Origin of the sequence: Pauljensenia sp. UMB0895 (assembly GCF_030218905.1) — a bacterium.
Classification (GTDB): Bacteria; Actinomycetota; Actinomycetes; order Actinomycetales; family Actinomycetaceae; genus Pauljensenia; species Pauljensenia turicensis_A.
Genome location: NZ_JASOQR010000016.1, coordinates 60,227 through 85,974, shown reverse-complemented (window position 1 = coordinate 85,974; position 25,748 = coordinate 60,227). Strand labels below are relative to the sequence as shown.

The 25,748-nt window shown below is 56.5% G+C and carries 21 protein-coding genes and 1 tRNA gene; 14 read left to right on the top strand and 8 right to left on the bottom strand.

Annotated elements, in window-relative coordinates; genetic code table 11:
- Nucleotides 1-2: 2 nt before the first annotated feature.
- The 4 genes from QP503_RS08715 to gatC all read right to left on the bottom strand — a co-directional run bounded on the left by QP503_RS08715 (nucleotide 3) and on the right by gatC (nucleotide 5,212).
- Nucleotides 3-1,571: an ATP-binding cassette domain-containing protein gene (locus QP503_RS08715; RefSeq protein ID WP_103632418.1), complete on the bottom strand. Its 1,569-nt coding sequence runs from the start codon at nucleotides 1,569-1,571 to the stop codon at nucleotides 3-5.
- A gap of 343 nt (nucleotides 1,572-1,914) precedes the next feature.
- Entirely contained in the window at nucleotides 1,915-3,411 is a 1,497-nt protein-coding gene (gatB, locus tag QP503_RS08710; protein WP_103632417.1) for an Asp-tRNA(Asn)/Glu-tRNA(Gln) amidotransferase subunit GatB, read from the bottom strand.
- On the bottom strand, nucleotides 3,411-4,916 hold the full coding sequence (gatA, locus tag QP503_RS08705) for an Asp-tRNA(Asn)/Glu-tRNA(Gln) amidotransferase subunit GatA (RefSeq protein WP_103632416.1): 1,506 nt from the start codon (nucleotides 4,914-4,916) through the stop codon (nucleotides 3,411-3,413). The genes gatB and gatA overlap by 1 nt, the downstream gene beginning before the upstream one ends.
- Complete coding sequence (gene gatC, locus QP503_RS08700) at nucleotides 4,916-5,212, bottom strand: Asp-tRNA(Asn)/Glu-tRNA(Gln) amidotransferase subunit GatC (protein ID WP_040318742.1); 297 nt, start codon at nucleotides 5,210-5,212, stop codon at nucleotides 4,916-4,918. The genes gatA and gatC overlap by 1 nt, the downstream gene beginning before the upstream one ends.
- Nucleotides 5,213-5,341: 129 nt before the next feature.
- Between gatC and QP503_RS08695 the strand changes: the two genes are divergently transcribed.
- On the top strand, nucleotides 5,342-6,559 hold the full coding sequence (locus QP503_RS08695) for a phospholipase D-like domain-containing protein (protein ID WP_219810907.1): 1,218 nt from the start codon (nucleotides 5,342-5,344) through the stop codon (nucleotides 6,557-6,559).
- Nucleotides 6,560-6,600: 41 nt separating this feature from the next.
- Here QP503_RS08695 and QP503_RS08690 read toward each other — a convergent pair whose 3' ends face one another.
- The gene (locus tag QP503_RS08690) at nucleotides 6,601-9,162 is read right to left on the bottom strand and encodes an NAD-dependent DNA ligase LigA (protein ID WP_103632414.1); all 2,562 of its coding nucleotides are present in this window, start codon (nucleotides 9,160-9,162) and stop codon (nucleotides 6,601-6,603) included.
- A 139-nt stretch (nucleotides 9,163-9,301) separates the two neighbouring features.
- Between QP503_RS08690 and QP503_RS08685 the strand changes: the two genes are divergently transcribed.
- Together QP503_RS08685 and QP503_RS08680 are read left to right on the top strand one after the other, a co-directional pair.
- The gene (locus tag QP503_RS08685) at nucleotides 9,302-12,469 is read left to right on the top strand and encodes a type VII secretion EssC family protein (protein WP_181002128.1); all 3,168 of its coding nucleotides are present in this window, start codon (nucleotides 9,302-9,304) and stop codon (nucleotides 12,467-12,469) included.
- A gap of 117 nt (nucleotides 12,470-12,586) precedes the next feature.
- The gene (locus QP503_RS08680; protein ID WP_006681815.1) at nucleotides 12,587-12,835 is read left to right on the top strand and encodes a WhiB family transcriptional regulator; all 249 of its coding nucleotides are present in this window, start codon (nucleotides 12,587-12,589) and stop codon (nucleotides 12,833-12,835) included.
- Nucleotides 12,836-12,927: 92 nt separating this feature from the next.
- Here QP503_RS08680 and QP503_RS08675 read toward each other — a convergent pair whose 3' ends face one another.
- Entirely contained in the window at nucleotides 12,928-14,388 is a 1,461-nt protein-coding gene (locus QP503_RS08675) for a sensor histidine kinase (RefSeq protein ID WP_006681816.1), read from the bottom strand.
- Between the two features lie 44 nt (nucleotides 14,389-14,432).
- Here QP503_RS08675 and QP503_RS08670 point away from each other — a divergent pair, with 44 nt between their 5' ends.
- The 7 genes from QP503_RS08670 (at nucleotide 14,433) to fumC (ending at nucleotide 20,474) form a co-directional block, all read left to right on the top strand.
- On the top strand, nucleotides 14,433-14,912 hold the full coding sequence (locus tag QP503_RS08670; protein WP_006681817.1) for a DUF2505 domain-containing protein: 480 nt from the start codon (nucleotides 14,433-14,435) through the stop codon (nucleotides 14,910-14,912).
- Nucleotides 14,913-15,033: 121 nt separating this feature from the next.
- Nucleotides 15,034-15,480, top strand: coding sequence for an OsmC family protein (locus QP503_RS08665; protein WP_103632423.1), 447 nt, complete (start codon nucleotides 15,034-15,036; stop codon nucleotides 15,478-15,480).
- Nucleotide 15,481: 1 nt separating this feature from the next.
- The gene (locus tag QP503_RS08660) at nucleotides 15,482-16,231 is read left to right on the top strand and encodes a hypothetical protein (protein WP_006681819.1); all 750 of its coding nucleotides are present in this window, start codon (nucleotides 15,482-15,484) and stop codon (nucleotides 16,229-16,231) included.
- 210 nt (nucleotides 16,232-16,441) lie between these two features.
- Nucleotides 16,442-17,200, top strand: coding sequence for a thymidylate synthase (locus QP503_RS08655; protein ID WP_218840569.1), 759 nt, complete (start codon nucleotides 16,442-16,444; stop codon nucleotides 17,198-17,200).
- On the top strand, nucleotides 17,197-17,727 hold the full coding sequence (locus QP503_RS08650) for a dihydrofolate reductase (RefSeq protein WP_103632411.1): 531 nt from the start codon (nucleotides 17,197-17,199) through the stop codon (nucleotides 17,725-17,727). The genes QP503_RS08655 and QP503_RS08650 overlap by 4 nt, the downstream gene beginning before the upstream one ends.
- A 65-nt stretch (nucleotides 17,728-17,792) precedes the next feature.
- Complete coding sequence (locus QP503_RS08645) at nucleotides 17,793-19,019, top strand: MFS transporter (protein ID WP_285101628.1); 1,227 nt, start codon at nucleotides 17,793-17,795, stop codon at nucleotides 19,017-19,019.
- A gap of 48 nt (nucleotides 19,020-19,067) precedes the next feature.
- A complete protein-coding gene (fumC, locus tag QP503_RS08640; RefSeq protein WP_103632409.1) occupies nucleotides 19,068-20,474 on the top strand; it encodes a class II fumarate hydratase in 1,407 nt (468 codons plus the stop codon).
- 681 nt (nucleotides 20,475-21,155) lie between these two features.
- Here fumC and QP503_RS08635 read toward each other — a convergent pair.
- Nucleotides 21,156-21,347, bottom strand: coding sequence for a hypothetical protein (locus tag QP503_RS08635; RefSeq protein ID WP_285069768.1), 192 nt, complete (start codon nucleotides 21,345-21,347; stop codon nucleotides 21,156-21,158).
- Here QP503_RS08635 and QP503_RS08880 point away from each other — a divergent pair.
- The 4 genes from QP503_RS08880 (at nucleotide 21,314) to QP503_RS08620 (ending at nucleotide 25,341) form a co-directional block, all read left to right on the top strand.
- The gene (locus QP503_RS08880; RefSeq protein ID WP_181002126.1) at nucleotides 21,314-21,502 is read left to right on the top strand and encodes a DIP1984 family protein; all 189 of its coding nucleotides are present in this window, start codon (nucleotides 21,314-21,316) and stop codon (nucleotides 21,500-21,502) included. The two genes, QP503_RS08635 and QP503_RS08880, sit on opposite strands and share 34 nt — an antisense overlap.
- A 380-nt stretch (nucleotides 21,503-21,882) precedes the next feature.
- Entirely contained in the window at nucleotides 21,883-23,550 is a 1,668-nt protein-coding gene (locus tag QP503_RS08630) for a ribulokinase (protein WP_103632408.1), read from the top strand.
- A gap of 3 nt (nucleotides 23,551-23,553) precedes the next feature.
- Nucleotides 23,554-24,252 (top strand): L-ribulose-5-phosphate 4-epimerase, encoded by a 699-nt coding sequence (locus QP503_RS08625; RefSeq protein WP_285101622.1) that lies wholly within the window; start codon nucleotides 23,554-23,556, stop codon nucleotides 24,250-24,252.
- Nucleotides 24,253-24,279: 27 nt separating this feature from the next.
- On the top strand, nucleotides 24,280-25,341 hold the full coding sequence (locus QP503_RS08620) for an NAD(P)H-dependent glycerol-3-phosphate dehydrogenase (protein WP_103632406.1): 1,062 nt from the start codon (nucleotides 24,280-24,282) through the stop codon (nucleotides 25,339-25,341).
- Between the two features lie 226 nt (nucleotides 25,342-25,567).
- Here QP503_RS08620 and QP503_RS08615 read toward each other — a convergent pair.
- Nucleotides 25,568-25,644 (bottom strand) — tRNA-Met (locus tag QP503_RS08615).
- Nucleotides 25,645-25,748 lie beyond the last annotated feature (104 nt).

Below are 25,748 nucleotides of genomic sequence, written 5' to 3'. Positions count from 1 at the left end.
TTTCAGTTTTCGTTGCTGCCAGTGGGAGTGGATGAGGTGGACGTCATCAGGTGCATCAGGCTTTCCTGATCTGCCTGCTCGGTGGGCACGCACCCCGTCACTTCGCCTTCGAAAATGGTGTAGATGCGGTCTGTGATGCCCAGAAGCTCAGGGAGTTCGGACGAGATCACCAGAACAGCCTTTCCTTGAGCGGCAAGCTCCTGGATGAACGTGTAGATCTCGTACTTCGCACCGACGTCAATGCCGCGGGTTGGCTCATCCAAGATGAGAACCTCGGGGTCAGTGAACATCCACTTTGCAAGGACGACTTTCTGCTGGTTACCTCCGGAAAGCGTTCCCACGCCCGTCATCACTGAGGGCGCTTTAATACGCAGGTTCTGACGGGATTCTTCAGCGAATTTCTTGCCCTCTTCGATGTTCAACGCGCCGTGGTGGCGGATCTTCGAAAGCTTGGCTGAAACAACCGACTGGTGGATCAGTTCCAGAAGGTTGAGACCCAGCATCTTGCGGTCTTCAGAAAGGTAAGCAATGCCAGCGTCGATAGCTTCAGGGACGGAGTTCGCTTTCACCTTCTTGCCGTCGATAAAGACTTCGCCGCCCTCGTGGATACCGTAGGAATGACCGAAGACGGAACGAGCCAGCTCTGTACGACCGGCACCCATCAGACCCGCAAGGCCGACCACTTCACCGGCACGGACGTTGATGGACGAGCCCTTGCAGACGAAACGCTCGGAGTTCAGCGGATGGCGTACCCACCAGTCCTTGACCTCGAACTTCACTTCGCCCGGATGCGACTTCTTGTCCGGGTAGCGGTTTTCAAGGGAACGACCGACCATCAGGCGAATGATCTCGTCCTGGTCGATCTTTTCCTTGTCGGCGTCCATCCAGCCGACCGTCTTGCCGTCACGAATAACCGTGATGGCATCAGAGACGGCAGCAACTTCGTCGAGCTTGTGCGAGATCATGATCATCGCGACGCCGCGTTCGCGCTGCTTGCGCATCAGGTCGAGAAGGTGGGCTGATTCTTCCTCGTTGAGTGCCGAAGTGGGCTCGTCGAGGATCAGGAGCTTGACGTCCTTTGCAAGTGCCTTGGCAATTTCAACAAGCTGCTGCTTACCGACACCCATGTCTTTAATCAGAGTGTCTGGGTTTTCATCCAATCCAACTTCGGCCATGTACGTAAGGGCGCGTTGCTTGGTTTCGTTCCAATCGATGACGCCGTGTTTCTTGACCTCGTTGCCCATGAACATGTTCTCAGCGACGCTGAGCTGCGGGATAAGAGCAAGTTCCTGGTGAATGATGACGATGCCGGCTTTTTCAGAGTCGCGAATGTTCGAGAATCGAACTTCGTTGCCTTCGTAGAAAATGTCGCCCGTGTAAGTGCCGTGCGGGTGCACGCCCGACAGCACTTTCATCAGGGTCGACTTGCCAGCACCATTCTCGCCACAGATCGCGTGGATCTCAGCGTTGCGTACCTGGAGGTTGACGTCATCAAGTGCGACGACACCCGGGAAGACCTTCGTGATGTTGCGCATCTCCAGGACGATGCGCTCACGACGTGTGTTGGTCATTGGTTCTCCGCTGAACTGTTGACAGATAGTTGTGTGATGGAAAGTCACCACCGTTGGCGCATTTCCATGACTCATAGTGTGCACTGTGCGGAGGGCGAAAAAGCCTTATCTACACGAACTGTAACTAAACCGTTATATTGAATTCACGACATAAACTCAATGACTGCACGATATCTATCTCCCGCAGAAATCCAGGGTTTTCACCAAATTACAGCCATGTCATTCGTGCGCCATACGCTCAGTTTTCGCCATCAACGAGGCCACTCACGGGCCTGAGGGAATAGAAAGCTGGGCGGTGGATTATCATCCACCGCCCAGCGACACTTCAATCAAGCGCGACGCTTCAGGCTCCCACCATCTCCATGATGAGTTCACGCACGCGAGCTGCGTCCGCCTGACCACGTGTCGCCTTCATGACAGCCCCCACAAGTGCGCCAGCAGCTGCGACCTTGCCACCCTTGATCTTCTCGACCACATCAGGATTGGCATCCAGCGCATCCTGAACAGCCTTCGAAAGCGCACCGTCGTCAGAAACAACCTCAAGACCGCGAGCCTCGACAACCTCGGTCGGCGAGCCTTCACCAGCCAAAACGCCTTCCAGCGCCTGACGAGCAAGCTTGTCATTGATGCGACCAGAATCGATCAAGCCCTGCAACTCAGCAATCTGAGCGGGCGTGACAGGCATATCTTCGAGCGACAGTTCGCGTTCCTTCGCGCGACGGCTGAGTTCGCCCATCCACCACTTACGAGCGGACGCAGGATCGACACCAGCCTCAACGGTGGCCTCGATAATCTCCAACGCACCAGCGTTGATGACATCGCGCATCTCCATATCGGCATAGCCCCACTCTTCGCGCAAGCGACGACGCTTCGCAACAGGAAGCTCAGGAAGCGAGGCACGCAGTTCCTCAACCCACTGGCGCGAAGGAGCAACAGGAACCAGGTCCGGCTCGGGGAAGTAACGGTAGTCTTCAGCATCCGACTTATCGCGGCCCTGCGAGGTGGAACCGTCTTCCTCGTGGAAGTGACGGGTTTCCTGGTTCACCGACCCACCGGCAGAAAGGATCGCACCCTGACGCTGCATCTCGTAGCGAACAGCGCTAGCGATACCGCGGAACGAGTTCACATTCTTCGTTTCCGTACGAACACCCAGAGGAGATTCCGGAGTATCGCGAAGAGAAACGTTGATATCTGCTCGAACATTACCGCGCTCCATACGAGCCTCGGACACACCGAGCGCACGGAAAATATCACGCAGAGTCTGAACGTAGGCAGCAGCCACCTCAGGAGCACGCTCCCCTGCACCTTCGATCGGGCGGGTCACGATCTCCACCAGCGGAACGCCCGCACGGTTGTAGTCAACCAGCGAGTGATCGGCTCCGTGAATACGACCCTCAGCACCACCGACATGCGTGTTCTTACCTGCGTCTTCTTCCATGTGTGCGCGCTCAATCTGAACGCGGAACAGACTACCGTCTTCAAGCTCGACATCCACGTAACCATCGTGAGCAATCGGCTCATCAAACTGCGACGTCTGGAATGCCTTCGTCAAGTCCGGGTAGAAGTAGTTCTTACGCGCAAAACGGCAGTACTCTGCGATTTCACAGTTCAGCGCAAGACCGATCTTGATCGCGTATTCAACTGCAGTGTGGTTCACAACCGGAAGACACCCGGGAAGACCCAGCGAAACCGGAGTAACGTAGGTGTTCGGGTCTCCACCAAAGGCATTCGGCGCCGCATCGAACATCTTCGTCTTCGTACCGAGCTCAACGTGAACCTCGATGCCAAGAACCGGATCAAAGTTCGCGGTCACATCCGCGTAATCCATGAGTTCACTCATCAGTTTTCCTCCCAAGAGCTCGCCGGGCAAGCGCCCGCCACATCATCACTGAGCGCTTCAACCAAAGCAGCAGCTTGGTACATCTTCAGATCGTGGTGCGCAGGCGCAATAATCTGGAAGCCGATCGGCAGTCCTTCGGACGAAAGCGCATTCGGAACACTCATCGCGGGGACACCGGCGAGGTTCGCCGGGATCGTCGCAATGTCATTGAGGTACATCGCCATCGGGTCGTCAATCTTGTCGCCGAACTTGAACGCCGTCGTCGGAGCGGTCGGCGAAACAAGAACGTCGACCTCTTCGAAAACACGCGCAAAGTCGCGCTGGATCAGGGTACGAACCTTCTGAGCGCTGCCGTAGTAGGCGTCGTAGTAGCCGGCCGACAGGACGTGCGTGCCGAGGATGATACGACGCTTGACCTCGTCGCCGAAGCCAGCTTCACGGGTTGCAGCCATCACGCGCTCAGCAGTCACGGGCCCCTCGGAGGGCTCAACGCGAATGCCGTAACGCATACCATCGAAGCGAGCAAGGTTCGAAGAAACCTCAGCCGGCATGATCAGGTAGTAGGCCGCGAGCGCATAGTCGAAGCTCGGGCACGACACCTCTTTCACCTCTGCGCCAGATTCTTCAAGCTTCTTCACGGTCGCGTTGAAGGCTTTAAGAACGTCGGCTTCGTAGCCTTCGCCCGACAGTTCCTTCACCACGCCTACCTTCAGGCCAGCCATGGACTTGGTGCCTGCGACAGTTTCAACGCCGTCGACGAGGTTCCCAACAGGCTCGTTGAGAGACGTGGAATCGAGCGGATCATAGCCACCCACAAGCTCGGTCAGAACTGCAGCGTCAGCGACGGTGCGGGTAACCGGACCAATCTGATCAAGCGACGAGGCCATGGCAATCAGGCCGTAACGCGAAACAGCACCATAGGTCGGCTTCGCACCAACCGTGCCCGTCACTGCACCCGGCTGGCGGATCGAACCACCGGTGTCAGAGCCCAGCGCCAGCGGAACCATGTAAGCAGCAACCGCAGCAGCGGAACCGCCACCAGAACCACCGGGAATACGCTCGATATCCCACGGGTTCAGGGTCGGACCGAACGCGGAGTGCTCGGTCGACGAGCCCATTGCGAACTCATCCATATTCGTCTTACCAACGACCGGCAGACCAGCTTCGTGGATCTTCTTCACGATCGTTGCGTCATACGGAGGACGCCAATCGCCCAGAATCTTCGACGCACACGTCGTCGGGATTCCACGGGTCACCATGTTGTCCTTCAAAGCAATCGGAATACCCGCAAGGCGGTGCAGTTCCTCGCCGGCCTGGCGCTTCGCATCAACCTCGGCCGCGGTCTTCAGAGCGCCCTCGCGGTCGATGAAAAGGAAAGCATTGATCTTAGGATTCAGTGCCTCAATACGGTCCAAGCACGCAGTTGTCAGTTCAACCGACGTGATCTGACCTGCGGCCAGCATGTCAGCCAGCTCAAGCGCGGACTTCTTCAGCAGTTCGTTCATCATTCCTCCCCCAGGATCTGCGGAACAAGGAACATCCCATCTTCGCTTGCAGGCGCCTGCGAAAGAACTTCATCACGGTCAAGAGTTTCTGTGACCACATCTTCACGCCAGACATTCGTCAGCGGAATCGGGTGAGAGGTTGCGGGAACATCCGGGGTCGCGACCTCGGACACCTTAGCAACTGAAGTAGCGATAACGTCGAGCTCCCCAGCAATACGTTCAATTTCGCCTGGAGTCAATGCGATTCGGGCCAGCTCCGCGACGCGGGCGACCTCGTCAGTACTGATTCGTGACATAGTTGCAATCTTAGCGCCTAGCACTAATAAGCGGGATTCGCGCCCACGCCGTAATCCACACGAGGCCGTAGAATCAGCTTCATGAGATTCCCGCGTAAAAGACTCATCAGCGCCGAAACCTTAGGACTGATGAAGAAGACGGCGATCGGCATCACCATCGCACAGGCAACCGCCATCGTCACCGTCCACGCCGTCGACCATATGCGTAAGCAACGTGTCCCCGGTGGCCGACACGGATTCCCGACCCTCGAACCAGCTGACATACAAATCCCACGTGGCATGGTGCGAACCTATACGGAGGGGCATTCCCTATACGCGGATATGCTCCACGCAATCCAGAACGCGACAGACCATATTTACTTTGAATCATTCATTTGGCGCGCAGACGAATGGGGCCAGCGTTTTAAAGACGCGCTCATCGCAGCAGCCCGACGTGGAGTCAACGTCTACTGCGTGTACGACGGTTTTGGAGTTCTCAATCAAGATCCACGCTTCTATTTCTTCCCCGATATTCCACACCTATGGGTTCGTCGCTTCCCCGCGATTCGTTCTGGTCTCTTGACTTTGAATCTGCGGAACACGGGCCAGGACCATCGCAAGATCCTCGTTGTTGATTCCACCGTTGGATTCGTCGGTGGCTACAACATTGGCAACCCCTTCGCCAACGAATGGCGCGATACCCACGTTCGCGTGACTGGCGATGCCGTGTGGGAGCTAGAAAACGGGTTCGTCGATTTCTGGAATCACTTCAAACCCCATCGTGCGCCCCAGTTGCCCGACACCGGAGCGAAGAAGTGGCATGCAGAAGTCACCGCCGCATTCAATGCACCCCAGCGAATCCTCTACCCGATTCGTGGAATGTACATCGACGCGATCGAGCGCGCGACCAGCCACATTCTGATTACCACCGCCTACTTCATCCCCGATAAAGAGATTCTTCAAGCCCTGATCGCAGCAGCAAAACGCGGAGTGAAGGTCAAGGTTCTGATCCCCGAATACTCCAACCACATCATGGCTGACTGGGTAGCACGCCCCTACTACGGCTCCCTGCTTCGCGAAGGCATCGAGATCTGGCTCTACCAGCACGCCATGGTTCACTCCAAGACGATGAGCATCGACGGCATGTGGTCAACGATCGGTACTGCCAACATCGACCGCCTCTCCATGCGAGGCAACCACGAAGTCAATATGCAATTCCATTCGCGCGAGCTTGCCCAGCACATGGAAGAAATCTTCGACAACGACCTCACCACCGCTCGTCAATACACGATCGGCGAATGGGAAGGCCGGAATATGCTCACTCGTATCACCGAGTATCTTCTGCATCCCTTTGAATTCATGGTCTAAAACCCATCTGAGCTACCGGCCGGCAACGCTCAGACACGTTTTCATCCGAGATTCAAGGCTTCAAGCCCACCGTTCAGCAGGTCATTAAAGCGTGTCTCATCGATCACGGGCACCCCCAGAGCCTCGGCCTTTGTAGCCTTTGACCCTGCGCCCGGACCTGCGACGACCAACGATGTCTTCTTCGAAACAGAACCGGCTGCCTTACCACCGCGCGCCACGATTGCCTCCTTCGCGCCTTCACGGTCATAACCGGGCATCGTTCCCGAGACAACAATCGTGAGCCCGGCAAGAACCTGCGACACCTGCTGCGGTGGCTGATCAGCCATCTTCACACCAGCGTGACTCCATTGCTCAACGAGTTCCTGATGCCAATCGACACTAAACCAATCAATCAGGGCCCCGCCGATGACCGGTCCGACGCCCTCGATTCCTGATAGTTCATCAAGTGAGGCGTTGCGAACGGCATCCATCGAACCGAAATGATCTGCAATTGCACGGGCAGCCGTCGGACCGACGTGGCGAATCGACAGGGCAACAAGAACTCGCATCAGCGGAGCGGACTTTGCTTTTTCTAGCTCGTCAAGAAGGGCAAGAGTTCCCTTCGAGGCTTCCGTTTCACGAGGTACATACGTTGTGTCCCCGTCCTTGTCCTTTTTGGCAATGAATGCTTTTGTCCAGAAGAAGCGAACCTGCTTGTAGTGTGACACATCGGAGTCATCGTCTTTAACAGCCCTCCATACGAACACGTCACGAAGGTCTTCGGCCTTGAGGTCAAAGATTTGCGCTTCGCCGTGGAGCACCGGAGTCTGCGGGGCTGGCAGAAGAGCTTCCGCGCTGGCCAGTTGATCCGCCGGAGAAAGATCGTCAGCATTATCAAGACGCAGTCGCGTTCCATCTTCTAAGAACACATCGTGGCCCGCTACAAGTGCGGAAGCAACATCTTCTCTGAGGTTTTCAGGTTGGGTCAGAGCCATCGCAACTTCCCCACCCAAACCTTCAATATCCAACGCGGAACGAGCACCCAAGTGGGCAACTCGTTCGGTCAGCTGAGCAGGACAGTGTGCCTTATTCAGACATCGAAGGTCCACATCCCCGTCCTTCTCAGCTAAAAGCGGGCTACCGCACGAAGGGCACGCGGTCGGCATGACGAAAGCGCGTTCTTCCCCTGTTCGCGCAGCCAACACCGGGCCTAAGATTTCCGGAATGATATCCCCCGCTTTACGCAGGACAACGATATCGCCGATCAGAACGCCCTTACGTTGAACTTCCTCGGCGTTGTGGAGCGTTGCTCGCGAAACATTGGAACCGTCAACCAGTACTGTTTCCATGACGCCAAACGGAGTCACCCTGCCGGTGCGCCCAACCTGGACACGGATATCGAGGAGCCTAGTGTGGACCTCTTCGGGCGGGAACTTGTACGCGACCGCCCACCTGGGTGCGCGCGACGTGAACCCCATGCTTTCTTGAAGGGCAACATCGTTCACTTTCATGACGACACCGTCGATGCCGTAGTCCATCTGAGAGCGTTGCTTCCCTAACTCGCCGATACGGGCAACAATCTGATCGAGCCCCGTCAGCAGACGCGTCTGATCTGGAACCGTGAAACCCCATTCTTTGAGCTGAAGGTATCGTTCCCACTGAGTGGTAGGCGCCGAGAAACTATCCCCCTCTTCAACGAATCCGATACCGTGCGCAAGCATGGACAACGATGAAACACGTTGGTCTTGCAACGCGCGTGCGCGTAGCTGAATCTCGTAGTCGGGGCCCTGTGTGACCTCGTCGGCGGATGTTTCTTTCAAACGAAGGGTGCCAGCCGCCGCGTTACGCGGATTCACGAACGTGGAAAGCATCGGCAAGGGACGCTGACGCTTCTTCTTTTCAAGTAGCGGAGTCTGAAACCCGCCAAGGGCATCCTTGTTCTGCGCGCGAATCTCTCTGTTCTTTCGGGCGATCTGCGCGTTATCCGCATCCAGGGTTGCGTTGGCGACTTCACGGCGACCGTTCTCGGCGATACGCCAGGCATTTTCGGCTTCGATATCAGCATTCAGTTTTTCAAAATCAGCGATCGGGATGTAGACCTCTCCGCGGATTTCAATGCGGTGCGGAATATTTTTCCCCTGCATTGACTGCGGAATAGTCGCGATCTTGTCAGCGTTTGAGCGCACGTCTTCACCGACGAACCCGTCGCCCCTGGTGGCCGCGCTGACGAGTTTGCCGTCTACGTATGTCAGGTTGATGGCAAGACCGTCAATCTTGACCTCGGTTGTCATCTGAACTTCATCGAGCCCAGAATCTGCCCGCATCCGAGCTTCCCATTCGCCGAGTTCTTCGAAAGAAAAGACGTCGTTAATGGACGTCATCTGAGCCAGGTGACGGATCGTGGTTGTTGTCTGGTCGGCGGTGCCGCCAACACTCGCGGCGGGAGAATCCGGGGTGACAAGTTCGGGGTGGTCGCGTTCGAGTTCCTCGAGCTCGCGGAAAATAATGTCGTAGTCAGCATCTGACATTTCGGGTGAGTCAGAGTCGTAGTAGGCGGCATTCGCCCGTTGGATGACCCGGACAAGGCCGTCGTGACGTTTCTTTAGAGACTCTGTTTCACTCATGGATTCATTGTTCCATTAGCCATGGAGGAATGTCTTTGCAGGCATGCCTGTGGATACTTTTCAAGTTATCCACAATTCGTCTCTTTTGCGTTTGTTTCCCTGCTTCTTCCCTCGCCACACTGACACTGAAGGAGGAATGATGAGTGACATCGCGCTACAAGCCATGGCATCTCCCATGCATTTAGCCTGTGTGCGCGGAGTGGACGCTGGTCTCGTTTTCCCTCTTCCGTCTTCCGTGGGACGAGGCCGCGATCATTTCATCGTCGACCAGCAGATATCGCGCGATCACGCGAACATCATTCGGGCAAAGAAAGGGTTTCGTCTTTACGATACGGGCTCAACAAATGGAACCCTGTTGACCTTGGGACTACTGCGTCGTCGGGTACAAGGGAAGCCTCGAAAGTTCCGGCGACGGATGGTCCTGCATTTAGGACGCGATACATTCGTCCTGCGTGGCAGGCCTCGAAAATACACATGGCAGGAAAGCCGAAAAGTGTCCATGCGCACTTTCCTTGCTTTCTTCCCCTTCATCACAATGGCGCTATTCTTAGGCGTCCGGCTGGGATCTTTCCGTTACGTTACATACGGACTAGGAGCTTTGGCCGTCGGACTCGTCCTGGTGACGCTGGGAATTCGTCTGCGACGAAAGAAACAGCACGTTCGACTCGACCCAGCTGGGCTTGCCATCATGCTGGCTTTTCTTCAAGCGCAAGGACAATCTGCACGTGGCGGACACACCGCTAGGCAACGCTCGCATCCTGATCGCTGGCAACGCAGAACGAACAGGACACCTCAAGATACATATCCAATCAATCAAAGAGTGCGCGTTTCTTTCCCCGGCTCCCTCCGTCGACTCACGCTCCGGCTCGATTCGCCCTGTGCAATCGCGTGTATCGGAGACGACGCACGCGCCACCGCATCGTGGATTGCTGGCAACATCATCGCAGTATCTCGTGGCGGATACGTCATCACAGACTCCTCAGAGGAATACGCGTTTGGCAACGGCGGACCAACAATCCACATCATGCGTGGCCACCAGTGTCCCCACTGCATGGCGTCCTTGGATACTGCGCCCGCCTCTCTGAGCGATCGGGAACGCGATGACAATCCTTGGCACGTTGCCATTGGCATGGGATTAGAAGATGTTCCGCCCTGGTGCACCCTCAACGTTGAAAAACGAATGTCATGCGCTCCACGCTGGTGGGAGCAGTTTGAACCCGTATCCACCGGCTCATCCTTGCCCACCAGCGTCGATTTGTGTTCATTGCTTGCACACACCACCGGCAATTCCAGCCACGATGGAACACATTTAAGCATCCCCATCGGAGTCAATGACGCCGGCACCCTCACCATTGACCTCGTCAATGATGGACCGCACGCGTTGCTGGCAGGCACAACGGGATCGGGGAAGTCAGAAGCCCTCATCACCTGGATTCAAGCCTTAATCAGCACATACACGCCAGCAGAAATACGCATGATCCTGATTGATTACAAGGGAGGAGCAACCTTTCACCGCTTCGAGTCGGCTCCACACGTCGACCGAGTGTTCACTGACCTCGATCCCGCCCAGACGCGAAGGGCTCTCAGAGGATTAACATCGCTACTTCTGCGACGCGAACAAGAGTTCTCGCACCTTGGTTTCCCCGACTATGCAACCTGGGCCCGCGCTCATCGTGACGGTACCGCCACCTGTCCACCGCCCAGAATTATCATCGTCATCGACGAATTCAGAGTCCTCGTCGACGCACACAAAGATGGAAGCGTCATCATCAACCGACTTACAGCCCAAGGACGCTCACTGGGCGTGCATTTGATTATCGCTACACAACGTCCCGGCGGAGCCGTCAGCTCTGCCATGCGAGCAAACATCGATATCCGCATTGCGCTTCGTTGCCTGTCGGATTCAGATTCAATCGACGTGATTGGCGATGCGAGGGCCTCTCACCTCGAACGGATTCCCGGAAGAGCAATCTGGGCTGATCGCGGGCTTTTTCAATGCGCATGGAGCCCCAACAGCACGACCGCTGCGCAACGCGCAGATCCACACTGTGCGCCGAAGAGTTGCGACACATCAATACCGCGCACGACGACTCAGAACGAACAGTGGAAACCATTGGCGTGGGCTCCATTCCTTCCTCCGTCCATCACTTGGGAAGAGCTCGACCTCCTTTCGAAAGAAGCTCCACACGTTGCAGGAGTACCGCTTGGGCTGGGCGATGGTGTCGATTCTGGAGCACATACACCCGTGAGATGGAAAAGCGGGAACATCATCGTCCGCGCCCCAGCACATCACACAACCGAAACTGGCTCACTTGTTCGCCAGATAGCAACTCGGATTTCAACCCACTCATCGTGGGAGATCGACCTGATTGATGCTCAGGCACCCCCCTCGCCCACTACCCGTGGACTAACGATCCGGGAAGGTCAAGATATTGCCACCCTGTTCGAGCAAGCGAAACACCATACTCCTCGAATCATTGCAATCACTGACATCGCGGCCTCTCGCCACGAACTTGAACGAATCTACGGACTTGTTGTTGCCGAAGAGATCTGGACGAACGGAATCGAAGAATGTACCCAACGTGGCGTTGTCTTCATCATGGGAAGCCTCGATACTCACCCTCTTACTCGCTTCGATCGTTCACTGGCTTCGCTCCTCATTGAACGACCCGATACGTCCGAACCTCACTATCGCGCCTCGTCCGCGACCGAGGAGCCGTGCGAACCTGGCCAGTGGTGGGTTGAAGCGGATCATCAGCGAACCCTGGCTCTTTTTCCTTCAACAGACCTCGCGAAGAAAAACCGGGGAGCGGAGGCATCGCTTGTTGCACCGACCAAAGATTGCTACGGAGGTTTCACCCACCCAGATAGTGCTCAGCTATTGATTGGCCCCGGGTGGGAGGACTTCGACGTCTACGTCTGCACACACCTATTCACTGCGCACACCCAGCCTGAACAGAACAAGAGGCTTTCGGATTGGATAATTATGCATAACGAGTCGCAGGTAATTCAGACAATTTTGAGACACAACCTCACTTCACTCGGCATTAACAATCCACACATTGAGACTCTGAGTCCTACTCAATGGCCTCGTCTGGCTATCCAAGAGCAAACGAACCTTCTCATCATTGATCCGCCACCAGATTTCATACGATCTTTCAAACACTCGACAAATCGGCTCCAAACCTCACTTTTTGCCCGACGGTGGAAGGAAAACACAGGCATTATTCGTGTCGCTGGACACTTCGATCGAGTTGCATTGAGTTGCTCTGAGCACCGACGTGACAACTTGCACACCAAATTTTGATGGGTTATGCCCTGCACCTCTTGCCCCCGCACATTTATTCACCGACACTTATCAATGGAATTCGGCGCGCCAATGGGCGCAGTCGAAAATGCGTGAACGAATCCAAGGAGCTGTGAAATGGACTGGCGGAGTAAGGCTGCCTGCTTGAGTGTTGACCCCGAACTGTTTTTCCCGATCGGAAATACAGGTCCGGCAATTGCTCAGGCCGCGGAAGCCAAAGCCGTGTGCCACAGCTGCTCAGTCGAAGCGACCTGTCTGCAGTGGGCAATCGAAAACAACCAGGATTCTGGTGTGTGGGGTGGCTTGAGCGAAGAGGAACGTCGTTCGCTCAAGCGTCGTGCAGCACGTGCACGACGCGCATCCTGATTTAAACGTTCAGCGTGTGGGGGTCGCTCTTGAGAGCCGACCCCCACACGCTTTTAACGCCCCTTACCTACTAGGCACACATCCGTTCGGAATCAGACCTCATCCAAGTGAATCTTCAAGGTGACAACCGTTCCACCTTCGGGGCGCAACGACCAGTCAATCGAACCATTCAGGTCACCACGCACCATCTGCTTGACAATTTGAGTTCCCAGACCACTCATCGGGGTTCCCGGTTCAAAACCGACGCCGTCATCAGCGACCTTGACCGTCATCGTTTCACCCTCGCGTTGAACGGACACGACAATCGTTCCATCACGTTCTGCCAGACCGTGTTCAACAGAGTTTGTGACCAGTTCGTTCAAAACGGTTGCTAGAGCTTGAGCTTGATCAGCGGCAATAACCCCGAAGGAACCGTCGGTAATAACTTCCACGCTTCGATCAGTAACAGCGACCGCACCCGCAAGACGCAGAACCGAGCGCGCGACCTCGTCAAAGTCAACAGTTTCATCGACGTTCTGAGATAGGGCCGCGTGGACCGTTGCGATTGCCTGAACTCGACGTTCTGCCTCCGCGAGCGCATCCTTGACATCTTGGCGTTCCGAGCGACGCGATTGCAGTCGAAGCAGAGCCGAAACGGTCTGCAGATTGTTCTTCACGCGGTGGTGGATCTCGCGGATCGTCGCATCTTTCGTCATGAGTTCCTGTTCACGACGTCGAACTTCAGAAATGTCGCGCGTCAGAATGACGGCTCCAAGACGCGTACGGCCTTCCGTGAGGGGGAGAGCGCGCATCGTAATGGTGGAAGCATGGCTTGAGATTTCGGTTCGCCACGAGGCACGTCCCATGACGACAACCGCCATGGATTCTTCGATCATGGATTCGTCGGCGATCACGTTGGTGATCTCTTGGGCGAGGATCTTGCCTCGCACTGCGTTGCGGATACCGAGGCGTCGCAAACACGAGGTGGCGTTCGGCGTTGTTTCGAGGACCTTGCCGTCGGGGTCGATCAGGATGACACCATCGAGGACACGCGGGACGCCACGAGCAGTCACCGCGGGGGTCGTGTCATAGGGATATTCACCGCGCGAGATCATCTGGCAGAGGTTGTCTGAGACCTGGGCTGCCCACGAGTCAAAGCCTAGGGAGAATCGCGGTGAAGAAAGGTTGGATTCGCGGGTGACAACTGCGATGACGCGCCCATCGTGAAGGACGGGGATGCAGGTTTCCATCATCGAGTAGGTGCCTGCCCAGCGTGCAGCCGGGGATTTAACGACTTGTCCGGTTGCGATCGCGCGACGGAATTCGATTTCGCGCGCTACGGGTAGGTGGAGGCCGATGATGTCATCGATGTGAACGGTTGTTGATGTTGCCGGTCGAGAGTGGGCAACTGCGATGAAACGTTCATCGTCGGTGGGAAGCCAGAGAACAAGGTCTGCTGCGCTCAAGTCTGCAAGGACTTGCCAGTCTGCGAGGAGCAGGTGGAGCCACTCAATGTCCTTCTCGGTCAGGGCATCGCTCGAGGCTACCTCTGCCAGTTGTGTCAGGCTTCTCATAGGATTGATAGTAGCCGTTGGAAAACGTGAAGAGATGAGTGCCCATGGAGTTTTCAAAGTCGTTGACGTATCCGGTGCCCCTTGCCGACTTTCAAGCAATGAGCGTTGACCCCGATTTTGTCCGTGGGCGTTTCGCGCATTTTTGTCAGGATCTTCAGGTTGAACACTTCGCCTCGGGCGTTCGAGCTCACGGCAGTGTTGATCCTGGTGTTCTGCCAGCTCAAGTGCGTCAGATGATTCGCGGAGAGTTGCGCCTTGCGTTGAGTGAAGAGTTTGTTCACGAGGCCGCGCTCACTGCCTCGACGCAGCTCTCATTTGAGGGCGCGCCCGTCACAGTCACTATGACCTCGCATTTTTCTGGGTCGAGCGAAACGCTTCGCCAGGTTGAAGGTGAAGTGAAAGTGGCAATTCCCTTCTTTGGCGCTCGCATTGAAAGTGAAGTGTTGAAGCACGTCGATGAGATTCTCGATGAAGAGCTGAAGCTCGCTTCCGCCTGGCTTCAGCGCGGAAGTAGCGAAGTCTGACCTGCCTCGTCAACTGGGAAGGTAAAAACGCGACGAAAACGGATTTATTCCACTTTTTCTCGTGATATCTTCATCGCCTTCTCAACGCGCACGGATGCGAATAATCGGTGAGAATAATGGCATGAGTGAAACACAAGAGACCCCTGTTTTGTCCCCCGCCCTCTACTTGCAGCGTGAAGGCATCCGCCAGTACTCGGCGACTAATCCTCGTGGCGCCCAAGTTCTGGTTGGTGAGGGCCCCGGCCGTTTCTCTCCCGGTGAACTTCTGAAAATTGCGGTCGCAGGCTGTAACGCAATGTCGTCCGACAAGCGTCTGACCGATCGCCTTGGCGAAGACTTTGAGCAGGTCGTGGCTGTCTCCGCGCAGTACCTCGAAGGCGAAGATCGCTTCACCCACTTTGATGTGGAACTGATCCAGGACCTCTCAAGCGTGGATGAGGAAGAGCGCGAGAAGATGATTCGTCGCGCATCGGGCGCCATCGAGCGTAACTGCACCATCGGTCACACCGTGACCAAGGGTGCCACCTATGAAAAGACCTTCACGAACGAATCCCTTTCAGAGGACTGACATGTCTGTGCGTCACCGGGCAGTCGATGTGTGGCAGCGCGCGCTTGATGTGCCCTATGCGTCGACTGCCCGTAGTGCGCAAAAACTGCGCGATACTCACCCGGGAGCGACCCCCAACGAACTGGTTGAGATTGCCAACCAGCGTTTCAAAGCGCGCGTGAAACGTGAGTCTGGGGCTGCCGGGGCTTTCTCAGCGTGGCCCGGAATTGGCACTGCGCTCAGCCTTGGTGCCTCCGGTCTGCAATTCGGCACGTTCCTGACTGAAGCCGCACACCACTGCATGGTCGTCGCGCACCTGTACGGGATTGACGTGAAGGATCCCGCGAAGCGTAACGCGCTGGTATTGGCTGCAATTACGGGGCAAGAAGGGGCTGAAGCAATCACGGCAACCGTCGGTATTCAGGCAGCATCGTGGTTCGCGTCTTCCTTTGTTGACATTCGTTCTCAGGCAGCGACCCAGTTCAATCAGATGATGGTCAAGTGGGCGAAGCGTAAGCTTGCAAAACACGCTGCACTGTCTTCTGTCGGACGTTTAGTCCCCTTCGGAATCGGCGCGGTCGTCGGATGGAAGGCCGGCGCAGCATTGGCGAATAAGACGATCGAGGGGCTGGAGATTGCGCTGGGAACGCCTCCCGCTGATTTCTCGCACACTCGCATTATTGATGTTTCATTGAATGGCGATGCACAAAAGTCTGATGCTTTCGCTCACCTGGCACTGCCGATGGATGATAAGGCAAGCGTCCTCGACTGACTTCACCATCATTTTTGGCTGATCTACCCATGGTGTCGTCGCCTGTGCGACAGTACGCACGCGATAATAAGGACAAGCAGCTGGCCTGCGCACTTTCCGTTGCACGTTAAAAGACAGACAATAGGAAGCAACAAGATATGGTGATGACCTTTAAGGAGACAACTGACTGTGACTATTGATCGTCAGTATGAGGATCTGCTTGCGCGGATTATGGAAGAGGGAACTCTCAAAGGGGATCGCACCGGTACAGGCACGCGTTCCCTGTTTGGTGGCCAGCTTCGCTACGACCTGTCCAGGGGATTCCCGCTGATCACGACGAAGCGCGTTCATCTGAAGTCGGTTGTCGGCGAGCTTCTCTGGTTCCTTTCCGGCGATTCGAACGTGCACTGGCTTCAGGAAAACGGCATCCGTATTTGGAACGAATGGGCGGATGAGAACGGCGATCTCGGCCCGGTCTACGGAGTGCAGTGGCGCAAATGGGGCACCGCTCAGGGCCAGACGATCGATCAGATTTCTTCGGTTCTTGAAACGTTGAAGACAAACCCTGATTCCAGGCGCATGATCGTGTCCGCATGGAACGTGGGTGAACTAGAGAAGATGGCGCTGGAACCCTGCCACGCATTCTTCCAGCTCTACGTTGCCGACGGTCGCCTGTCCCTGCAGCTCTACCAGCGCAGCGCCGACATGTTCCTCGGTGTTCCGTTTAATATCGCGTCCTATTCGCTTCTCACTCACATGTTTGCTCAGCAGGCAGGCCTTGAGGTGGGCGAATTCATCTGGACCGGCGGCGACTGCCATATCTACTCCAACCACGTGGAACAGGTGACTGAACAGCTGTCGCGCACACCTTACGAGTTCCCGACTTTGAAGCTGAATAAGGCTCCGTCAATGTTCGACTACACCTTCGATGACGTGATCGTTGAAGGCTACGAACACCATCCGACGATTAAGGCTCCGGTGGCAGTATGACAACCGTTGCTTCGATCTGGGCGCAGGACAAGAATGGCGTTCTTGGAACTGGAACGTCGATGATGTGGCACGTGCCCGCAGACTTCGCACATTTCAAGGCTTCCACGTTGGGATGCCCGATCATCATGGGACGTCGTTCCTTCGAGGCACTGGGCACTCCACTGCCGGGACGAACCAACATTGTGATTACGCGTTCACACCTGTACGAGGCCGACGGTATCGACTTGGTGTATTCCATCGAGGCTGCCCTAAAGCACGCGCAGGACAAGGCTGAAGCAGACGAGGCTCCCTACATTTGGATCACCGGTGGAGCACATCTGTATGCCCAGACGATGGATCTGGTAGATGAACTGGTTGTCACCGACCTTGACCTTGATATTGAGGCCTCGAATCCTGATACTCCACTGGTTCATGCGCCGGCAATTGACCCGACCGTGTGGGCCGTTGACCCTCAGCGCTCCGATTCTGAATGGAACGACAAGTCTGGCGACGCCCGCTGGAAGGTTACGACCTACGTTCGACGCTAGAACCAGAAGAAGAGATTGAAAACGTGGTGGTAGCCTCGTCAACTAAAAAACCCAGAGCCTCGTCGGTGCTTGCCCACCCAACACTGCGCGCACTACTTGCGATCGCCCTGTTTACGTACACGGCGCAGAACATGATCAACGTGTCGATCGCGCCTCTGGCGAGGGCGATGAGTATTCCGGAATGGATCGTCGGCGCCGCGGTATCGCTGGCAGCAGTTGCGGTTGCGATGCTCAGCCAGTTCTGGGGTCGTCGCTCGATCGCGTGGGGACGCAGGCGAGTTCTGCTGACCGCCCTCTTCCTCGCATTCATTGCGGGCACGTTGTTCTCCGGCGTTGTCGCTCTGCGCGCAGCCGGTATCGCCGGCACGGTTTTGACTGCCTCGATCATTCTGCTGGCACGAGGCCCCTTCTTCGGCTCCGCAGTCGCAGCGATTCCGCCGACCGGACAAGCTCTCATTGCTGAGAACACTCCTGACGAAGCGTCGCGTGTGCGTGGTATGTCAGCGTTCTCTGGAGCAATCAACCTATCGATCATGATCGGCTCCCTGATTTCGTCGGCGCTTGGCACGTGGTGGATTTACGCGCCCGTGCACGCCACGCCGTGGTTCATCGCGATCGCGCTGATCATCGCGCTTGTTGCAGTGCCAAAGGATGCGCCTGCCACCAAGGACCCGGACGAGGAGACCCCGGAACCCGTGGTGCTTCCCCCTCGCGTGAAGTGGAATGACTCGCGCATCCTGCCGTGGATTACCGGCATCTTCGGTATTTTCTTTGCCAGTGGCGTCGTTCAGATCACGATGGGCTTCATTGTTCAGGATCGCCTGCATCTTGACCCAGCGCACGCGGTCTCCATGACGGCATTGATGCTACTGGCGAATGCTGCCGGCGCGATGCTCATGCAGCTCCTCGTCGTCCCACGGCTGTCTCTTCCGCCGGTTATTCTGCTACGCACCGGCATGACCTTGGGCTTTATCGCGCTAGCGACACTGACGTTTGCGTCCCACGGACCGATCATCACAGTCGCCACCTTCGTGCTCGGCGCGTCCAGCGGTCTGGCAAGCCCAGGCTTTAGCGCGGGTGCCTCGCTGGCAGTCAGCGACGAAGAACAGGGGGGCGTTGCTGGCATCATCAACGCGACCGGCGCCGTCACCTGGATTTTTGCTCCGGTGAGTGCAACTGCACTCTACGGATGGCACCCGATTGTTCCTTTCGTCCTAGCCCTGACTCTCGTCGCACTTTCTGTCAGTTTTGCATGGTTCCACTCGCGTCTTCGGGTAGCACAAACCCATTAGGTTCGCCTAACCTGAAGCGGTACGTTTCTTCAAAGGAGAACAACCCACATGACAACAACGCGCACTGAATCTGACTCAATGGGCACCGTCGAGGTCGCCACCGACCGCTACTGGGGCGCCCAGACCGAGCGTTCCCTGCACAACTTCGACATCGGCCGTAACACTTTCGTGTGGGGCCGTCCCATGGTTCACGCTCTGGGTGTCTTGAAGAAGTCTGCTGCACTAGCCAATGCTGAGCTCGGCGAACTCCCCCAGGAGATCGCCGACCTGATCGCCAAGGCCGGCGACGAAGTCATCGAAGGCAAACTCGACGATCACTTCCCGCTGGTTGTTTTCCAGACCGGTTCTGGTACGCAGTCGAACATGAACTCCAACGAGGTCATCTCCAACCGCGCCATCGAACTCGCCGGTGGCGAGATGGGCACCAAGACCCCCGTTCACCCGAACGATCACGTGAACCGTGGGCAATCCTCGAACGACACCTTCCCCACCGCCATGCACATCGCAGTCGTCTGCGAATTGCAGGCCATGTACCCGCGCGTCATGCAGCTACGCGACACCCTGGCCAAGAAGGCTGAAGACTTCAAAGACATCGTCATGGTCGGTCGCACCCATCTGCAGGACGCCACCCCGATCACCCTTGGTCAGGTCATTTCCGGCTGGGTTGCTCAGATTGATTTCGCCCTCGACGGCATCCGCTACGCAGATTCACGTGCACGCGAGCTCGCCATCGGTGGCACCGCGGTCGGCACCGGCCTGAATGCCCACCCGGCATTCGGCAAGCTCTGCGCCACGAAGATTTCCGAGGAAACCGGCATTGAGTTCAAGCAGGCAGACAACCTGTTCGCAGCCCTTGGCGCACACGACGCACTGGTCCTGGTCTCCGGTGCCCTGCGTGTCCTGGCTGATGCCCTGATGAAGATCGCCAATGACGTCCGTTGGTACGCTTCTGGCCCGCGTAACGGCATCGGCGAACTGATCATTCCCGAGAACGAGCCCGGTTCGTCCATCATGCCCGGCAAGGTCAACCCAACCCAGTGCGAGGCCATGACCATGGTCGCCGTTCAGGTCTTCGGCAATGACGCAACCGTCGGTTTCGCTGGCTCGCAGGGCAACTTCCAGTTGAACGTTTTTAAGCCGGTCATGGCATGGAACGTTCTGGAGTCCATCCGCCTGCTCGGCGATGCGTGCGTTTCCTTCGACACGAACTGCGCATACGGCATCGAACCGAACTACGAGAAGATCCAGCACAACTTGGACATCAACCTCATGCAGGTGACCGCTCTCAACCGCCACATCGGCTACGACAAGGCATCGAAGATTGCGAAGAATGCTCACCACAAGGGCCTGTCGCTGCGCGAGTCCGCCTTGGAGCTCGGCTTTGTCACCGACGCTGAGTTCGATGCCTGGGTTGTTCCGGTTGACATGACGCACCCGAGCGCCGCCGACGAGTGAGCCTAACGCTGATGTCAGACTCTGACCTGCTCGGCCAGAAGTCGACACCAGCGACGTTCAGCCAGTTGGGTGTGGTTCTCGTTTCTGATTGACGAGGCCACGACCCCTTCGGCCTCTATTGAACAGTTGCTATAGCTTCGTTGCTATAGCTTCGGCAGATTCTTATAGACATCCTGGCGATGACTCGCGCGCACAATATGGATCTCACGCACCTCGTCCTTAAGTGTGCCAAGAATCCGATACCTTCCAACTCGCCAACACCATCCATTATTTGTTCTCTGAAGAGGCTTCCCATCGCCCCACGAGACGACCAGCGTTATAACACCCGAGACATCCAACCCACGCGCGGGGACGAACCACAGAAACGACGGAACAAGACATCTTGACCTCCAAGTAGACGGAGGTCGCCCCGGGTAGCCGATTTTCGGGTACGGCGCACACATGCAGGGTACGCTGTCCCGGTTATTACCGAGACCACACCCTCAGTCACCACCACGACAACGCCCTCATCCTGCGTGCAGTCCTCGGCCCGGACGCCACGACTCCCGACCCCAGTGAAAGGTAGGGAATAACCTAGGGAATCGGGCTTATAGGACAAATTGTGTTGATGGGTTAGTTCGGGGTGGGGTTCCATGGGGTGGTGTGGTGGAGTTCTGCCCAGACGATCTCGTCGCTCTCTCCTTAAGTGGCATCAACTTTTGCCTGAGCTTCTTTAACTGCCTGTTCTGCTTTGCCCTGGGCCTCGGCCGCTTCTTTGCTTGCCGTAGTTGCCCTCTGCACTGCTTCGTCAGCCTGAACTTTGGCGGCATTAGCCGAAATCAAATCCTGCTGGGCGGCTTTTGCGTCTGCTCGCCGAGACGGCCGATGCGGCAAGCACCCGTCAAGACGTCTATTCGCGCTCCGAGGTGCGTTACGCCTCTTCCGTGGACATGCCCAAGCTACGCGCCCAGGCCGAGGAGGCGGCCAAGAAATACCGCCTTCTGGATACGAAAATCCAGCAGCTGAACTGGCTGACCGAACTTAACTAAAAAGACTCGTTGGTAGTCTCGCGATTTTGGCGAGCGTCACCGTGGCCGACGGTTTCGGCCACATGGCAGTCCGACATAAGCCAGGACTAGGGCGTTCATGCCGCCCCAAATCACTCAGGGCTTATGCGCGGCGCACAAGAGCACTACGCGAGAGCCTGGCATGGCTCACTGATTTACTACCGGACGCTGAAAAATCGCGAGGCGAGGGTGGGGTCGGGGATCTGTCTTTTAACTTTTAGATTGAAGACCAAGCTATGGTGAAAGCAGTTTCGTGTAAAGTTGCAAAGTATCAGTGATTCAGTTCAAGGAGGGGCTGGGTCATCGCTTTGTTAACTAGCAAAAACTCCTCGTATTGAGGAACCGAGTACGGAAAAGCGAAGATGCCAGAAACTAAGTATCTAGTCGGTATTGACTTTGGAACACTATCTGGGCGTGCTGTTGTGGTTCGCGCAGACAATGGTGAAATGCTTGGCACTGCTGTTGCCGAGTATCCGCACGGCGTCATGGACGAGACGCTGGATAGTGCTGATGGTCAGGCGCTGCCACCTGGCTACGCGTTGCAGGATCCGGGCGATTATGAGTACGTTCTTCGCCGTGTAGTTATTGGAGCCGTCAAGGACGCCGGAATCGATCCCACTCGTGTGGTCGGAATTGGCGTGGACTGCACGTCGGCAACCATCTTGGTAACGGATAAATACGGCGTGCCGCTTTGCAAGAAGCCCAAGTATGCGAATAATCCGCATTCTTGGATCAAGCTGTGGAAGCATCACGGTGCGCAGGAACAGGCAGACCGTCTGGTTGCCGTTGCTAAGGAGCGTAACGAGCCTTGGCTGGCCCGTTACGGTGGAGTCCTTTCTTCCGAGCTGCTGCTGCCGAAGGTTCTGGAGACCTACGAGAAGGCCCGCGATGTTTACGACGGAGCTTCTTACTTCGTCAACTTGATGGACTGGCTGACCTGGAAGCTGACAGGAAAATTGACTTACGCGGCTGGCGACTCAGGCTACAAGCGCATGTACCAGGATGGCCATTACCCTTCGCAGGAATACCTGGAATCGGTTTCTAAGGGCTTCGGTACTGTTTTCGAGGACAAGATGTCTGGCCCGATCCTGCCGCTGGGAGCCAAAGTTGGTGGTTTGCATAGCGAACCTGCAGCAATTCTGGGACTGCCTGAAGGAATTGCAGTCGCTTCTGGCAATATTGACGCGCACGTTGTTGTTGCTGGTGCTAACGCCGTCAAGCCTGGTCAGTTGACCGCCATCATGGGCACCTCCAGCTGCTACGTAGTTAACGATAAGGAGCTACACGAGGTTCCTGGCGTCTTCGGAATTGTCGACGGCGGTGCTGTCGATGGTGCTTGGGGTTACGAGGCAGGCCAGACGGCAGTTGGCGACATTTTCGCGTGGTACACCGAGAACTGCATCCCTGTAAGGTACGAGGATCTCGCCAAGGAGAAGGGCGTTTCCGTCCACGAGCTGCTCGGCGAACTAGCCATGCAGCAGAAGATTGGCGAACACGGTCTAATCGCGCTGGATTGGCATAACGGCAACCGTTCAATTCTTTCTGACTCGCGCCTTTCGGGCACGATCATGGGCTTGACCCTAGTTACAAAACCAGAAGAGATCTACCGAGCACTACTCGAGTCGACCTGCTTCGGTGCGCGCGTGATTATCGAAAACTTTGAGCAGTACGGCGTCAAGATCGACGAGATTGTTGCCGCAGGTGGTCTGCTGAAGAACGAGTTCTACATGCAGATGCTCGCGGACATCACCCGCAAGCCAATCACGATTTCGACGGCTCCGCAGACTGGCTCCTTGGGTGCTTGCGTCTTCGCTGCCACTGCCGCCGGTATCTACCCATCGGTATTCGAAGCTGCTGAGGCAATGTCCCAGACCGAGCAGTACAAGTACAAGCCGAACGAGCCCAGCTCCAAGGAGTACGACGTGGTCTTCAGCTTCTACAAGGAACTGCACGATCACTTCGGGCGTGGCGAGACCGACATCATGGCAAGGATGAAAGCATTCCAGAGCGAGCAGAAGGAAAAGAAGTAGTAAATGCACATTTCTGATTTTTCGTCCGATATCCGCGACCGCATTCAGTGGACTCGCGAGAAGGTGGCAAAGCTACACGCCGAACTGCCGGCAAACCAGTTGGTTGTATGGACGGCGGGCAATGTCTCCGAGCGCGTTGAGGGCGAGGACCTGTTCGTCATCAAGCCTTCGGGTGTCCGCTACGACGAGCTAGAGCCCGGCAAGATGGTGGTCTGCGACCTTGACGGCAACAAGATCGACGACGACACCTCGAAGGGTCTGAACCCGTCGTCGGACACTGCCGCTCACGCATATGTCTACCGCCACATGAGCGAGGTGGGCGGGGTTGTACACACGCACTCGCCGTACGCCACCGCTTTTTCTGCCGTGCGCAAGCCCATCTCGTGCGTGCTGACCATGATCGCCGACGAGTTCGGCGGTGAGATCCCTGTTGGGCCGTTCGCGATCATCGGTGACGACTCGATTGGCAGGGGAATCGTCGAGACGCTCAAGTCTTCGCGTTCCCCAGCCGTGCTGATGGCAAACCACGGCCCCTTCACTGTGGGCCAGGAGGCAACCGCAGCCGTGAAGGCGGCGGTGATGGTGGAGGAGGTCGCCAAGACCGTGGCGATCGCTAATTCCTTGGGCGGGGCGGTGCCGGTTGAGTCCGATGCCATCGACAAGCTCTGGAAGCGCTACCAAAACGTCTACGGCCAGAACTAAAGCTTCAATCAATAGCAAGGATTTGTTATGGCAACGATGGTTGTTTTGGGTAGTGGAATTATGGCCACCGCTCTATCGTTCCCGGTCACTGAGAACGGCCACGAGGTTCGCCTTGTCGGCACGCATCTTGACCGCGAGATCATCGATTCAATCCAGAAGACCGGGGTGCACCCGAATCTTGGCCTGAAGGTCAACGAGAGCATCAAGGCTTACCAGCTTGAGGACGCCGCCGAGGCGTTCGAGGGTGCCGACGTCGTCATGTGTGGCGTTAACTCGTTCGGTATCGAGTGGATCGCCGAGCAGTTCAAGATCCTGCTGAAGCCGGGTCAGAAGCTACTTTGCGTGACTAAGGGCATGCGCGCAGACGAGGACGGCACCTTGCATCTGCTGCCAACCATTATCCAGAACGCGCTACCCAAGGAACTTGTAGATCAGGTTTCTTGGAACGCGATTGTTGGCCCGTCGATTGCTGGCGAGGTTGCCGTTCATCACGACACTTGCGTCGTGTTCTGTGGCCACGATCAGGACGATCTGGATTATCTGGCTGACATGTTCCGTACGGATTACTACCACGTGTGGACATCTCTGGATTTCGTCGGCCACGAGACCGGCGCTGCAACCAAGAACATCTACGCGTTCGCTGCCGGCTTCGCCAAGGGCATGCTTGAGGCGGCAGGCAAGGAGAACGACAAGTACGTCATGTACAACTACTCCTCGGCGGTGTTTGCACAGGGCGCTAAGGAGCTGATCCAGTTCATCAAGCTAATGGGCGGCGATCCGAATACAGGCATCGGTCTGGGTGGCGTTGGCGACATGTTCGTCACCTCCATGGGCGGACGCAACGTGAAGGCCGGCACTTTTGTCGGCCAGGGCGTGCCGTTCTCTGAGGTGCGTAGCGTCCACATGAAGGGCGTGACGCTGGAGGGCGTTGCCGCCATTTCGGTGGTTGGTAAGGCACTGCGTGCGCTGACAAAGCGTGGTGTGATCAAGGAAGAGGACTTCCCGCTCTGCCGCTTCCTCTACTCGGTTGTTGAAGAGGATCATCCACTGGAAATGCCATGGGATAAGTTCTTTGCGAACCTCACGTGAGTTAAGCTCTAGTCAATAAAAGGCTGCCCCGCCAAACTGGAGGGCAACCTTTGTCTGTCTAGCGCCATTCGAGCAGAAAATCGATGATGTTCTTGTGCGCTATTCCGTCCCCGCTCATATCAGGCTTATAAGCCAAAAGATAGGGAATAACCTAGGGAATCGGCCTCATCGAGACAAAACAAAGCCCGGCATCTCAGCGACTTTTCGTTGAGATACCGGGCTTTTCTGGTAGCGGGGACAGGATTTGAACCTGCGACCTCCGGGTTATGAGCCCGGCGAGCTACCGAACTGCTCCACCCCGCGTCGGTAGTTACTACCCTAGCGTGCTCGCGACAGAGCTTCAAACGGAGGGCGGTGAGCTTCGTCTCGTAGAAGCTCACCGCCCGGGTTTCGTCAAGGATAGGGCT

Excerpts from the sequence above, each read along its gene's own strand:
- QP503_RS08695 (WP_219810907.1), top strand. The coding sequence starts at position 5,342 with ATGAAGAAGACGGCGATCGGCATCACCATCGCACAGGCAACCGCCATC.
- QP503_RS08660 (WP_006681819.1), top strand. The coding sequence starts at position 15,482 with ATGTCTGTGCGTCACCGGGCAGTCGATGTGTGGCAGCGCGCGCTTGAT.
- gatA (WP_103632416.1), bottom strand. The coding sequence starts at position 4,916 with ATGAACGAACTGCTGAAGAAGTCCGCGCTTGAGCTGGCTGACATGCTG.
- QP503_RS08655 (WP_218840569.1), top strand. The coding sequence starts at position 16,442 with ATGGAAGAGGGAACTCTCAAAGGGGATCGCACCGGTACAGGCACGCGT.
- QP503_RS08670 (WP_006681817.1), top strand. The coding sequence starts at position 14,433 with ATGGAGTTTTCAAAGTCGTTGACGTATCCGGTGCCCCTTGCCGACTTT.
- QP503_RS08650 (WP_103632411.1), top strand. The coding sequence starts at position 17,197 with ATGACAACCGTTGCTTCGATCTGGGCGCAGGACAAGAATGGCGTTCTT.
- QP503_RS08685 (WP_181002128.1), top strand. The coding sequence starts at position 9,302 with ATGAGTGACATCGCGCTACAAGCCATGGCATCTCCCATGCATTTAGCC.
- QP503_RS08620 (WP_103632406.1), top strand. The coding sequence starts at position 24,280 with ATGGCAACGATGGTTGTTTTGGGTAGTGGAATTATGGCCACCGCTCTA.
- QP503_RS08680 (WP_006681815.1), top strand. The coding sequence starts at position 12,587 with ATGGACTGGCGGAGTAAGGCTGCCTGCTTGAGTGTTGACCCCGAACTG.
- fumC (WP_103632409.1), top strand. The coding sequence starts at position 19,068 with ATGACAACAACGCGCACTGAATCTGACTCAATGGGCACCGTCGAGGTC.
- QP503_RS08715 (WP_103632418.1), bottom strand. The coding sequence starts at position 1,571 with ATGACCAACACACGTCGTGAGCGCATCGTCCTGGAGATGCGCAACATC.
- QP503_RS08625 (WP_285101622.1), top strand. The coding sequence starts at position 23,554 with ATGCACATTTCTGATTTTTCGTCCGATATCCGCGACCGCATTCAGTGG.
- QP503_RS08665 (WP_103632423.1), top strand. The coding sequence starts at position 15,034 with ATGAGTGAAACACAAGAGACCCCTGTTTTGTCCCCCGCCCTCTACTTG.
- QP503_RS08690 (WP_103632414.1), bottom strand. The coding sequence starts at position 9,162 with ATGAGTGAAACAGAGTCTCTAAAGAAACGTCACGACGGCCTTGTCCGG.
- QP503_RS08675 (WP_006681816.1), bottom strand. The coding sequence starts at position 14,388 with ATGAGAAGCCTGACACAACTGGCAGAGGTAGCCTCGAGCGATGCCCTG.
- gatB (WP_103632417.1), bottom strand. The coding sequence starts at position 3,411 with ATGAGTGAACTCATGGATTACGCGGATGTGACCGCGAACTTTGATCCG.
- QP503_RS08630 (WP_103632408.1), top strand. The coding sequence starts at position 21,883 with ATGCCAGAAACTAAGTATCTAGTCGGTATTGACTTTGGAACACTATCT.
- gatC (WP_040318742.1), bottom strand. The coding sequence starts at position 5,212 with ATGTCACGAATCAGTACTGACGAGGTCGCCCGCGTCGCGGAGCTGGCC.